Annotated in this window: 12 protein-coding genes; 5 read left to right on the plus strand and 7 right to left on the minus strand. The window is 62.1% G+C overall.

Features of this window, described 5'->3' with window-relative positions:
* Positions 1 to 109: 109 nt before the first annotated feature.
* Entirely contained in the window at positions 110 to 1,117 is a 1,008-nt protein-coding gene (locus tag AC1PLU_RS06060) for a sensor histidine kinase (RefSeq protein ID WP_115040750.1), read from the plus strand.
* The gene (locus AC1PLU_RS06065) at positions 1,114 to 1,473 is read left to right on the plus strand and encodes a response regulator (protein ID WP_481107979.1); all 360 of its coding nucleotides are present in this window, start codon (positions 1,114 to 1,116) and stop codon (positions 1,471 to 1,473) included. The genes AC1PLU_RS06060 and AC1PLU_RS06065 overlap by 4 nt, the downstream gene beginning before the upstream one ends.
* A 94-nt stretch (positions 1,474 to 1,567) precedes the next feature.
* On the opposite strand, the gene AC1PLU_RS06070 is transcribed toward AC1PLU_RS06065, so the two are convergent.
* Positions 1,568 to 2,473, minus strand: a complete 906-nt coding sequence (locus AC1PLU_RS06070; protein ID WP_481107980.1) for a LysR family transcriptional regulator ArgP — start codon at positions 2,471 to 2,473, stop codon at positions 1,568 to 1,570.
* 105 nt (positions 2,474 to 2,578) lie between these two features.
* Here AC1PLU_RS06070 and AC1PLU_RS06075 point away from each other — a divergent pair, with 105 nt between their 5' ends.
* Positions 2,579 to 3,205: a LysE/ArgO family amino acid transporter gene (locus AC1PLU_RS06075; RefSeq protein ID WP_115040957.1), complete on the plus strand. Its 627-nt coding sequence runs from the start codon at positions 2,579 to 2,581 to the stop codon at positions 3,203 to 3,205.
* Between the two features lie 27 nt (positions 3,206 to 3,232).
* Positions 3,233 to 3,667, plus strand: coding sequence for a GNAT family N-acetyltransferase (locus AC1PLU_RS06080; protein WP_043907168.1), 435 nt, complete (start codon positions 3,233 to 3,235; stop codon positions 3,665 to 3,667).
* 198 nt (positions 3,668 to 3,865) lie between these two features.
* On the opposite strand, the gene AC1PLU_RS06085 is transcribed toward AC1PLU_RS06080, so the two are convergent.
* Both AC1PLU_RS06085 and AC1PLU_RS06090 read right to left on the minus strand, forming a co-directional pair.
* Complete coding sequence (locus AC1PLU_RS06085) at positions 3,866 to 6,034, minus strand: methyl-accepting chemotaxis protein (protein ID WP_481107981.1); 2,169 nt, start codon at positions 6,032 to 6,034, stop codon at positions 3,866 to 3,868.
* 527 nt (positions 6,035 to 6,561) lie between these two features.
* Positions 6,562 to 6,768 carry a hypothetical protein gene (locus AC1PLU_RS06090; protein WP_481107982.1) on the minus strand — a complete coding sequence of 69 codons (207 nt, stop codon included), beginning with the start codon at positions 6,766 to 6,768 and terminating at the stop codon, positions 6,562 to 6,564.
* 247 nt (positions 6,769 to 7,015) lie between these two features.
* On the opposite strand from AC1PLU_RS06090, the gene AC1PLU_RS06095 reads away from it, so the two are divergent.
* Positions 7,016 to 7,726, plus strand: coding sequence for an rRNA pseudouridine synthase (locus AC1PLU_RS06095; protein WP_481107983.1), 711 nt, complete (start codon positions 7,016 to 7,018; stop codon positions 7,724 to 7,726).
* 548 nt (positions 7,727 to 8,274) lie between these two features.
* Here AC1PLU_RS06095 and AC1PLU_RS06100 read toward each other — a convergent pair.
* The 4 genes from AC1PLU_RS06100 to AC1PLU_RS06115 all read right to left on the minus strand — a co-directional run bounded on the left by AC1PLU_RS06100 (position 8,275) and on the right by AC1PLU_RS06115 (position 12,015).
* Positions 8,275 to 8,679, minus strand: coding sequence for a response regulator (locus AC1PLU_RS06100; RefSeq protein ID WP_043910889.1), 405 nt, complete (start codon positions 8,677 to 8,679; stop codon positions 8,275 to 8,277).
* A gap of 78 nt (positions 8,680 to 8,757) precedes the next feature.
* On the minus strand, positions 8,758 to 9,240 hold the full coding sequence (locus tag AC1PLU_RS06105; protein ID WP_023904796.1) for a hypothetical protein: 483 nt from the start codon (positions 9,238 to 9,240) through the stop codon (positions 8,758 to 8,760).
* A 137-nt stretch (positions 9,241 to 9,377) separates the two neighbouring features.
* Positions 9,378 to 11,180 carry a DNA helicase RecQ gene (gene recQ, locus AC1PLU_RS06110; protein ID WP_023904795.1) on the minus strand — a complete coding sequence of 601 codons (1,803 nt, stop codon included), beginning with the start codon at positions 11,178 to 11,180 and terminating at the stop codon, positions 9,378 to 9,380.
* A gap of 277 nt (positions 11,181 to 11,457) precedes the next feature.
* Positions 11,458 to 12,015 (minus strand): Dps family protein, encoded by a 558-nt coding sequence (locus tag AC1PLU_RS06115; protein ID WP_006452768.1) that lies wholly within the window; start codon positions 12,013 to 12,015, stop codon positions 11,458 to 11,460.
* Positions 12,016 to 12,068 lie beyond the last annotated feature (53 nt).

The raw sequence follows: 12,068 nt of genomic DNA on the forward strand, positions 1-12,068 counted from the left end.
GCCGCATCGTTACACCGCCCAGCCAGTGAACGTTGCAGTGGCGGCCGCATGATTTTTTGTTCACGGTTACCGGTTTATTGTGCGGATCGAATCCGGAGTCCATGACGTGATGGCCGACCAGCAGGAAGACGCCGCGAAATCGCGTATCTACAAGGCGCTGTTACAAGCGACCCCGGACCTTCTGTACGTGTTCGACATCCAGCATCGTTTTATCTACGCCAACGAGGCATTGTTGACGATGTGGGGGATGCGCTGGGAAGAGGCGCACCTCAAGACCTGCCTTGAAATTGGCTACGAGCCCTGGCACGCGGCGATGCACGATACCGAAATCGAGCAGGTGAAGGCGACCGGCCAGCCGCTGCGAGGCGAGGTGCCGTTTCCGCATACCACCAAGGGCCTGCGTGTGTACGAGTACATCTTTACACCGGTCTTTGGGCCTGATGGGGAGGTGGAGGCGATCGCTGGCGCCACGCGTGACATCACTGAACACAAACAGCATGAGCAGCACCTGCAGTTGCTGATCAACGAGCTCAATCATCGCGTCAACAATTCGCTGATCATGGTGCAGTCGCTGGCTCGCCAGTCGTTCAATAACGCGACCAGCCTTGCGGATGCGCAAGAAAAGATCGATGCGCGTCTGCTGGCGCTCTCCAGAGCCCATGACACGCTTACCCGCGAGAACTGGGTCAGTGCCGATATCCTCGAGCTGACCCGCGATGCTGCCGCACTATATGAATCGCACGATGGCGTGCGCTTCGCGCTGCAGGGCCAATCATGCCGGCTCGATCCTCGGCGGGCGTTGGCGCTATCGATGGCGCTGCACGAGCTGTGTACCAATGCGCTCAAGCACGGCGCCCTGTCTGTTCCGGAAGGCAGCGTGCTGATCGCGTGGGAACGCAGAATGCAGGATGCAGACGCGCAGCTCGAACTGATCTGGCAGGAACGCGGCGGGCCGGCTGTCCGCCCACCAACGCGCAAAGGCTTCGGCTCCCGATTGCTGGAACGTGGTTTGAAGCACGACCTCAAGGGCGATGTCGAACTCGTTTTCGACCCTGCGGGTGTTTCGTTCCGTGTCTGTATGCCGCTGCCGGCCGAGCTGGTCGAGGCGCACACGTGACCGGGCGCGTCTTGTTGGTCGAAGACGAGTCCGTGGTTGCCATGCTGCTGGAAGACTGCTTGATCGAACTGGGATACGAGATCGCGGCGACGGTGGGTGACGTGGATGCCGGGCTTGAGGAAGTGAAGAAGGGGAATCTTGATCTGGCGCTGCTGGACGTTAATCTCGGCGGCAGCTATTCCTTTCCGATCGCCGAGGAACTGGATGCCCGCGGAGTGCCGTATATTTTTGTGACTGGTTATTCTGTGGGTGGCATCCCCGAGAAATTCCAGCATCGGCACGGTTTGCAGAAGCCCTTCCACTTGCGTGATCTGCAGGCCGCATTGGCGCTGCCGCAGCAGACAAGCGCCGGCTAGTCCGCGCTTTTGCATAATTGTCGAGGCCAGCCAAAGCGAGTGAATAACGCTTTGCCGGATTGAGGCATCGTGCGGATGCACGCTACGGCAAAAGCTACTGCCTGCCGCCAAGCAAACTGGCAGCTGCCGCCTTACTCAGTGCCTGACTGAGATGGTGCAAGGCGCTTGAGCGCACTGCCGCGCATTGCCAGTACAGCGGCACATCGAGCCAGCGCGTGGGATCGATGATGACCACCTGCTTGTTCTGGACTGCCGGAGTGACCATCGAGTCCGGGGCCAGACACCATCCAAGTCCACGCGCGGCAGCTTCGATGAAGCCGGTGGAGGTGGGGAGATAGTGCACCGGTGGCGCCACCTGCGCGCGCGTGATGCGGCGGACGAAGCGGGCTTGTAGCGTGTCTTTTCGGTTGAAGACCAGCATCGGCGCACGCGTCAGCGCCGTAGCGTTGAAACCCTGCGCGAAATACCTTGCAACGAAGTCGGCCGATGCGATGGCGTGGTAACGCATCACACCCAATGCGTCGACATTGCAGCCTTGCAGCGGCTTGCGCTCCGAGGTGACGGCGCCAAGCACGGTGCCGGCACGTAACAATTCCAGGGTGTGGTCCTGGTCGTCCACATGGACGTCGAAGAGAAACCCATGCGTTTGATGCAAGGACGCCAGTGCAGCCAGGAACCAGGTCTGCAGTGAATCGTCGTTGACGGCGATGGCAATGCTGCGTGGATGTCCAGCTGCGTGGTCGCCGGGCAGGAAGTCGGCCATTGCCTCGGCTTCGAGTACCTGCATCGGTCTTACCCGACGTAACAGGCGTTCACCCGCCGGGGTAGGGCGGCAGGGTGCTTTTCGGATCACCAGCAACTGGCCAAGCCGGTCTTCGAGTGCCTTGATGCGCTGCGAGATGGCCGAGGGAGTGACCGACAGCCGATACGCAGCAGCATCGAAGCTGCCTTCTTCCAGCACGGCCGCGAACGCCGCCAGCTGTGGATGCAGCAGATCCATGGCATCTCTTCACTGGATTAGAAGTTCTAACTAGCCTACAGAATATTTAGTTTTCCTGAATCGCTTGCTGCCATCACGATGCAGGCCTGGTCTCGGGAGATGCATATGATCCTTCAGGCAGCAGCGGCCGGCTTGATCGCTGGCGCAGGTCTCATCATTGCGATCGGGGCACAAAATGCGTTTGTGTTACGGCAGGGGCTCAAGCGTCAGCATGTGGGCCTGATCGTGCTGATCTGCGCAGCCGGCGATATCGCGCTGATCGTGCTGGGTGTCGCCGGGATTGGTGCGTTGGTGAAGCAATGGCCGGGCGTGCTGCAAGTTCTTCGCTATGCCGGCGCTGCGTTCCTGGCGGCGTACGGAATCCTGGCTGCACGCAGGGCCTGGCATGGCAAGGGAGCACTGGCACCGGCAGCAGGCGGCGCGCAATCCTGGCAGCGCGCCATGCTGACCTGTCTGGCATTCACGTTTCTCAATCCGCACGTCTATCTCGACACGATGGTGCTGCTGGGCAGCGTGTCTGCGCGCTATCCAGGCCAGCTGCGCTGGGCGTTTGCGTCGGGTGCGTGCCTTGCCAGTGTTACCTGGTTCTCCAGCTTGGGATATGGCGCGCGTTTGCTGCAGCCGGCCTTTCGTGATCCGCGCGCATGGCGCGTCCTGGACGCATTGATCGCGGTGTTCATGCTGGTGCTGTGCGCCTTGTTGCTGCTGCCATCGCATGCTGCGCTACTCTGACGCCCCCCTATGACTGGAGTCACTGTCATGCCGCCGTTGCGCATTACCACCGACACGTCCGAGCTCGATGTGCCGATGATCCACCGCTATCTGTCGCAGCACACCACGTGGGCCAGGGACATCCCGTTGTCGCTGCTGCAGCGCTCCATCGCCAATTCACTGTGCTTTGGCGGGTTTGTGGAGCGCGTGCAGGTGGCGTTCGCGCGGGTGGTTTCCGATTACGCAACCGTTGCATATCTGGGCGATGTCTTCGTGCTGCCCGAGCATCAAGGCAAGGGCTATAGCAAGCTGCTGATGGATGCGGTCATGGCACACCCCGAGCTGCAGGGATTGCGCCGTTTCAGCCTGGCCACCAGCGATGCGCACGGGTTATACGCGCGCTACGGGTTTACGTCACCGTTGTATCCACAGTCGCTGATGGAGCGTTACATCCCCGGGATATATACCCGCGACCGCGCCTAGCAACTGATCAGGCCTGCAGTTGTGGACGTGATCTGCGTGGCCGCGGTTTAAACGGTCGGAAACAACGAAAAGCGCCTTGCCAGACGCTTTTCGTAGACGACATTCCGAGGGCGGATCTATGCAAGCCTCAACCAGTGCCGTCAGTGGAACCACGCCGACGACGCTGTTGAGGGCAGCGCTGGGTTCACCGCCAATTCCTCAGGCGCTACGGACCTTGTTCAACAGATGCGCGACCGGTGCTGCCGCGCGCGTCTGTGCCTGGCTTGTCTGCCGTGCATCGATCTTGAAGATCGCCACCGCGTCGGTGAGCTGCACAGCCTGTTCTTCCATCGAGCGTGCGGCGGCCGTGGCTTCTTCCACCAGCGCGGCGTTTTGCTGGGTGGCCTCGTCCATATGCGTGATGGTCTGGTTAACCTGCTCGATGCCGGCGGACTGCTCCTGCGAGGCCGCAGAGATCTCGCTCATGATGTCGGTCACGCGTTGCACGCTGGCCACCACATCGCCCATGGTCTTGCCGGCGCTGTGCACCAACGCCGAGCCTTCGGCCACACGCTGCACCGAATCGTCGATAAGGCTCTTGATTTCCTTGGCCGCGCCAGACGAACGCTGTGCGAGCGTGCGCACCTCCGACGCCACTACTGCAAAGCCGCGTCCCTGTTCCCCGGCACGCGCGGCTTCCACCGCGGCGTTTAAGGCAAGGATGTTGGTCTGGAATGCGATGCCATCGATGACGCTGATGATGTCGGCAATCTTTTTGGACGAGGCTTCGATACCGGTCATGGTCTGGACGACCTTGCCCACCACCTCGCCGCCTTGCGAGGCCACGCGTGCGGCGCCGATCGCGAGCTGATTGGCCTCGCGTGCGCTCTCTGCATTCTGTTTGACGGTGGACGTCAGCTCTTCCATCGAAGCAGCAGTCTCTTCCAGGTTGGCCGCTTGTTGCTCGGTGCGTTGCGACAGGTCCTGATTGCCGGCAGCGATTTCGCTGGCAGCCGAGTTGATCGAGACCGCCGATTGCTGGATGTTGCCGACGATCTGCGCCAACTGGCTGGCGGTGGCGTTGGCATCGTCGCGCATCTGTGCAAACACGCCGCGGAACTCGCCACTCATGCGCGCGGTGAGATCGCCGGCGGCGATCGACTGCAGCAACGACGATAGCGACTGCAGATTGCCATCGGCGGTGGACATCAGATGATTGAGGCTTTCCACCATGATGCGGAAATCGAACTGGAAACGCTCGACATCGCCACGGGCTGTGAAGTCGCCATTGGCGGCCGACTGTGCAAGGTGCTTGATCTCGTGATTCATCGCCGACAGGTTGAGCTTGACCTGCGACATGGTGTCGCTGAAAGCGGCTTTTTCGCCCGGCAGTGGCTGCATGTCTTCGGAGAGTTCGCCGATGGCGTAACGCCCCATGATGCGGGCCAGATCGTTTTGCACCGCCACATGCGAGGCGACCAGCAAATTAGTGTCGTTGGCCATGCGCCCGTAATCGCCGGGGAATGCCGAGGCATCGATGCGGAAACTGATCTGGCCATTGTCGTGATGCTTGGCCATATCGGTCTGCGCGGCGATCAGGTTGCGCAGCTGCAACTGCATCTTGTCCATTGCCTGCAACAGGCGGCCGGTTTCATCGGTGGCGGTGGTGTGCACGTCGTTCTGCAGATTGCCGGCTGCAATGGCCTCGGCAGTGCGGGTGGCCTGGCTGAGCGGCATGGTCAGGCTGCGCGTGATCATCCACGCAAGCAGGGCGCTGATGGCCAACGCGGCAATGCCGCCACTGGCGAGCGTGACCTTGCCGCGATGCATCGATGCCACCGCTGCGGCATAGGCCTGTTTGCTGAGGCGGCTTTCCAGTGCTGCGTTGGCGCGAATGGCGGCTTGTTGTTCATTCATCGCCACAGCGGCGGCGCCTTGCAACAGCGCCTGCGCCTCCTGGTTCTGATCATGAATGCCGTATTCGAGAATCTGGTTGTTGTACTTGACCGAGATGTCGCGTTTTTCCTGCACCAGCTTGAGCGCGTTCTTTTCGCCGTCGGTGCTTGGCATGGCTGCCAGTGCATCGTGCGCGGCTTTATAACGGGCGCGGTTGCTTTCGATCATCTCCATTGCGCTGCGGTTGGCAGCATCGCCAGACACCATGACGATATCGCGCAGACCGATCGCCACGTTGGTGTTGGCGTCCAGCATGTCGGTGGAGAGTCTGATCCGCTCCATGTTGTTGTTGACGATGGTGTCCAACTCGAGGCGGGCGGTGGACATGGTGACCAGGCCGGTTGCCACAAGCAGGCCGGACAATAAGATCAAGATGCCGAAGGCCACGCCCAAGCGGCGGCCGACATTGAGGTGTTGCAGATATTGGTTCATCACCGCATCCAGGTTGTGCAGCTGAAGGGCTCAGTGAATGCGGGGTGCATCCACTCAAGCGTCTTGCCCAGCTAGCGGCCTGAGAGTGAGGAGCTAAAGGCTTGTATTCGGAAATACTTATGACGTATTCATGACGTGGAAGAAATTTCCCGACAGCTGTCCGCCGCTACCTGACATCCCACCAAAAACGCCTTGTTTAATGCGTCATTGCTGGATCGAAGCGTGCCAATGGCAGGACGATTCTCCGACGTTTTACCGACGCACTGAAGTGGATAACGCAGCGCGCACAGCCAACGATTGGAACTGACGAATGGTCGAGTTCGCTGACGTGTGCGGTATGGGCGGATGAGAACCGCAAGATTGCTGCGAATGCATCAATGCCGCGAGCGATTCGGTTGATGCTGGGCAGCAGTACAGCCTGCCCGTGCACATCGCGAGCCGGCCTGCGCCGGCTACTTTTTAGCTAGCCATTGATCCATCGCGCCGTCGCGCGCAGCAAGCATGGCGCGATGGGTGTTGTCTTGCGCTCAACTCTCCAGCGCGGCAAGGACGTTGGCGTAAAGCTGTTCGGCATCGGCCTCGTTGTTGAAGCGTGCGAAGACCTCGTCGCCGGAGATCAGGCCGACCCGTACCGAGTGGCAATACGAACCGAAGCTCTCGCCGGCGTTGAACGGGTCGTTGACGACGGAGATATGGGCAAGGCGGATCCAGGTTGTGCCGAATTTGATGAACATCTTCAATCTCCTATGTGAGCGCTCAGTTTCCCACTTTGTCGTGCGCCGCAGAAGCGCGATGGCAGCGACGTGACGGGCGAAGCTTGTATGGGGACCCAAGCGACGGCGCTGCTTCGTGGGTGTTCACAGGGGACGCCGACGGACCGCCAGGTGTTGGCAGAGCCTCAACGCCGCGCCAGTGAGGCCAACCTCGCGCATCCACGGACCCAGCACGTACACTGCCGTCCCCTGATGCTGAGCTCGTCCGATGTCCGAACCGATCCGTCTCGACAAATGCGTTGCCGCGCTGTTCGGCTGCTCGCGTGGCGAGGCTCAGCAGTACATCGAAGGCGGCTGGGTCAGCGTGGACGGTGTGGTGGTCGAGGAGCCGCAGACATTGGCTACTGCGCCGCAGGTGACGCTGGCAGCCGATGCGGTGCTGGAGCCTGCCGAGCCAGCCACGTTGCTGCTGCACAAGCCTGCCGGAATGACGGCCGAGGCCGCGTTGGGGTTGGCCGCGCCGGCCGCGCGCAGCAGTCTGGATCAGGCCAACGTACGCGTGCTGAAACGGCATTTCCTGCGTCTGAGCGCGCCGTTGCCGCTGGAGGATGAGGCCAGCGGTTTGCTGGTCCTGAGTCAGGATGGCCGCGTGCTCCGCAGGCTCAGCGCCGATGCAACCCCCATCGAGCAGGAATTCCTGGTGGAAGTCAGCGGCGAGCTGCGCCCCTACGGCATGGCACGGCTTGCGCACGGCCTGGTCTATCAGCAGCGCAGCCTGTCGCCGTGCAAGGTGAGTTGGCAGAACGAAGAGCGGCTGCGCTTTGCGATCAAACATGTGCAGCCCGGGCAACTGCGCTTCATGTGCAAGGAAGTCGGGCTGGACGTGGTAAGCATCCGGCGCTTGCGCGTGGGCCGCATCTCGCTGGGCAAACTGGCGATCGGCGAATGGCGCTACCTGCCGGCGGGCGAGCGTTTTTGAGTGTGCCGCTGGCGTTCAACGCTGGCGGCAACCTGCAGGCAATGCGACGAGTCGCTGCCTTCGAACCGGTGCCCGGGTCGCTTACTTCTTGTTGCGCTTCTTCTTGGCACGCGTCACCAGCCAGAAAACCACGCCGATGATCGCAACGACCAAGATGATGAAAGCCGGTGACAGAAACGAGTTGTCGCCCATGGGGATCTCCTGAGTTCTTTGGCAGCAAAGCGCTGCATTCGAACCAGCCTAGCGAGCGGCGTGCTTGATCGCGTGAAATACGACGTATGCGTGGTTCAAATGTTCTTTGCACGTTGCATTCGTCAGGCGTCATGCGATGGACGTTCGGTGTATTGGTGTCGAAGCGCAATGTCTGGCGCAGATCGTGCAAGCAGACCCTGCAGCGTTTGGCTGACTGAGCGGCTTTTGCAGGCGGGCGATGGCGCCGCATCCTTGGCACAAACGTGTGTTGATCAATCCCCGTGGCCGGCGCATGGCGCGACGGCTGGCATTTCATACCGGGATTGTGGGCCGCCGTCCAGTGGCGGCCGCCGCCGTCAGGCCACCGGGGTGGGAAGCACCCGGTGTTTGGCCATCACGCTGCGGATGGCGGTCAGCAATTGCTCGGGGGTGTAAGGCTTTTCCAGGAAGGCCACGCCGTCGGGCAGGATCTCTTCCACGTACTCCACCGCCAGGCCGGAGGTGAGCAATACCGGAAGCTTGTATGGCGCCTGCGCGGTCTTGACCGCCAGATCCACGCCGGTCAGGCCGCCCGGGAAGTGGATATCGGAAAACAGCACATCGATGCGCGGGTCACTTTCGATCAGGGTCAGCGCTTCTTCGACCGAGCCTGCACTGCGGCAGGTGAACCCATAGCTCTCCAGCACAAGGCAGCTGAGTTGTCGGGTGCCATCGCCGTCTTCGACGACGAAGACAACTGGCCGTTCCTTGTTCTGTGACATGAGCGCGTCTCGTAAGGCAAGCCGCATTCTCAGCGATGCAGGGGTGAACCCTCCGTCAACGCAGACGGGGCCGTATGGTTACCAGCCGAACGGGCCGGGACCGTAGCCGCCAGGCCCATAACGCGGGCCGAAAATCGGGCCTTCGCCTCGCCCGACACTGATGCTGACGCCAATCTGGTGCGCCTTGCCGTCGTCGTCGTAATAGGTCTTGCAAGAATTCAGATTGACCGCCTGCCAGTTGCTGTTGCCGCCGCGGCTGGCATAGCCCATGCCGGTTTCGACTGCGCCATGCAGCTTGCCCTGGCATTGCTCGGCGCGTTCGGCGGCGATAGCGGCGGCACTGGGCCGGCTCAACGCAGGCTGGGGACCGCTTTTGTCGCCGTAAAAGGTGCCTGGCGGATCGGTGGGGACCTCGGGATCGGAGCGGTACTGCACCGGTGCCTGTGGAATGCTCAGATCGAGCGAGCGCGCCGTGACCGGCTCGGCACTGCCGTCGCCGGCCTGGGCGAGCGCGCCGCCAGCGGCAAACAGAGTGGCCAGGAGAAGCAGGCTGCGTTTCATCGATTGGACTCTACATGAGGGACTGACAGCGCGTGCCAGATCGCCTTGTGAAACTAGCAACGGCTGATTGAATGCGCGCTGTCGATCTTGCGGATTTTTGTGCCAGCGTTGGTATGCCGATGACACACGCCGTTGCATCAGCCTTGTTCGCGCACGATCTCGATCAGCTGCGCCCCGTAGCGGGCCAGTTTGCCGCCACCGATGCCGCCGATATGCGATAGCGCATCGATGCTGGTTGGCCGTTGTTCGGCGATGTTGCGCAGCGTGCTGTCGTGGAAGATCACAAATGCCGGCACGTTCTGTTCCTTGGCCAGCTCTGCGCGCAAGCCGCGCAAGGCGTTGAACAACACCAGATCCTGCGGTTGCACCGGCAGGCCGGTGCGTTGCGTGCCACGCTCACGCTCGCGTCCGGCAGCCGGGTTCTCGCGGCGCATCATCACCTGTCGCTCGCCCTTGAGTACCTGGCGGCTGGCATCTGTAAGCCGCAGACCGCCATGGCCTTCGCTGTCGACCTCCAGCAGGCTGGCGGCCACCAACTGGCGGAACACGCCGCGCCAGGTGCGCTCGTCCAGATCGCGGCCGATGCCGTAGGTGCTCAACTGGTCGTGGCCGAGCTGCTTGATGCGCTCGTTCTCGCTGCCGCGCAGGATGTCGAGCAGGTGGCCCACACCGAAACGCTGCCCGCTGCGGTACACGCAACTGAGCGCTTTTTGCGAAGCCACCGTGGCATCCCAGGCGGCCGCCGGGGTGAGGCAGTTGTCGCAATTGCCGCAGGGCTTGGGATAGGTCTCGCCGAAGCCGGCCAGCAGCACTTGGCGACGGCATTGCATCGATTCGCAATAGCCCAGCAGGTGATCGAGCTTGGCGCGCTCCAGGCGCTTGCGCTCTTCGGCCGCTTCGCCCTGTTCGATCATCTGCTTGAGCAGCACCATGTCGCCCAGGCCGTAGCAGAGCCAGGCCTCGGCCGGGTCGCCATCGCGGCCGGCGCGGCCGGTTTCCTGGTAGTAGCCTTCCAGCGATTTGGGCAGATCCACATGCGCCACGAAGCGCACGTCGGGCTTGTCGATGCCCATGCCGAAGGCGATGGTGGCGGTCATGATGATGCCGTCTTCGCGCAGGAAGCGGCGCTGGTTTTCCGCCCGCACCTCGGCCGGCAAACCGGCGTGGTAGGGCAGGGCGTTGAAGCCTTGCGCACACAGCTGCTGCGCGGTTTCTTCGACCTTGCGCCGCGACATGGCGTAGACGATGCCGGCCGAGCCGCGATGGCGGCCCAGGAACTCCTGCAGCTGCTTGCGCGCGTTGTCCTTCTGCACCACGGTGTAGCGGATGTTGGGGCGGTCGAAGGAGCTGACGAAGTGGCGCGCGTCGACCAGATCCAGACGCTCGGCGATCTCGCGCTGGGTCGGCGGGTCGGCGGTGGCGGTCAAGGCCATGCGCGGAATGTGCGGCCAGCGCTCGTGCAGCACGGTGAGCTGGCGGTATTCGGGGCGGAAGTCGTGACCCCACTGCGAGACGCAATGCGCCTCGTCGATGGCGAACAGCGCGATGCGGCTGCGCTCCAGCAACGACAGGAAGCGTGGCGTCAGCAAGCGCTCTGGCGCGACGTAAAGCAGATCCAGATCGCCCGAGAGCAAGGCGCGCTCGACCCGCTGGGTGTTTTCCGCATCCAGCGTGGAATTGAGGAATTCGGCGCGCACGCCGAGCTGGCGCAAGGCGTCGACCTGATCCTGCATCAATGCGATCAGCGGCGAGACCACAATGCCGATGCCATCGCGTAGCAGCGCAGGCACCTGGTAGCACAACGACTTGCCGCCACCGGTGGGCATCAGCACCAGGGCATCGTTACCCGCGGCGACGTGTTCGACAATGGCCTGTTGAGGACCGCGGAAGTCGTCGTAACCGAAGACGCGGCTGAGCAGTTCGTGGGCGGGGGAAGACATCCGTCTAGGATACCGCGCGGGTCACGTCTTGGCCGGTGTCATGCCGGCGTTGTTGCGTAATGCGGTGTCGGGGATCGCCGCGATGTGGTGGGTGTGCCTACGAGTGCTGATGCGGACGTTGCTGGATATGGGTCGTGTGGCGTGGAAAACGGCCGGTGGCCGAGCGTTGCTTAAGGCTACTAGAGCTTCGCTCCGTACCCTCACCCCAACCCCTCTCCCGAGGGGAGAGGGGCTTTGTGTCCCGCGCCTGACAATGCCGGCGCGTGGAGAGAGGTGCTTACTGCAGTAGTGACCGCAGCATCCACGCGTACTTTTCGTGGGTCTGCAGGCGCTGGGTCAGCAGGTCCACGGTCGGGTCGTCGCCGGCGTCGTCGGCGGTGCCTAGCACCTTACGTGCGGTGCGGCAGACCGCTTCGTTGCCGCTGACCAGCTGGCGCACCATCTCGCGCCAGTCGGCGCTATCGCTCAGGCCCTGTTCTTCCGGGATCGAAGTCAAAGCGACGAACTCGCTGTAGGAGCCCGGCGCGTTGTAGCCCAGGGCACGGATGCGCTCGGCCACTTCGTCCAGTGCGGCCCACTGCTCGGTGTACTGGGTTTCGAACATGGTGTGCAGCGAGTTGAACATCGACCCGGTGACGTTCCAATGGAAGTTGTGGGTTTTCAGATACAAGGTGAAGGCGTCAGCCATGTAGCGGGCCAGACCGTCGGAGATCTTCTTGCGATCGCCGTCCTTGATCCCGATATCGATGTGTGGGGCCGATGCGGCGGCAACCGGTAAGGCGTCTGGTCCGTCAATGATGACGACGGGCTTGTTGGCGTTCTTTTTCTTGGACATGGGAATGGTCCTCCTGAGGGAACAGATATCGGGTCACAATAGTCACTCTAAAG

The organism is Xanthomonas sp. NCPPB 2933 (assembly GCF_056725225.1).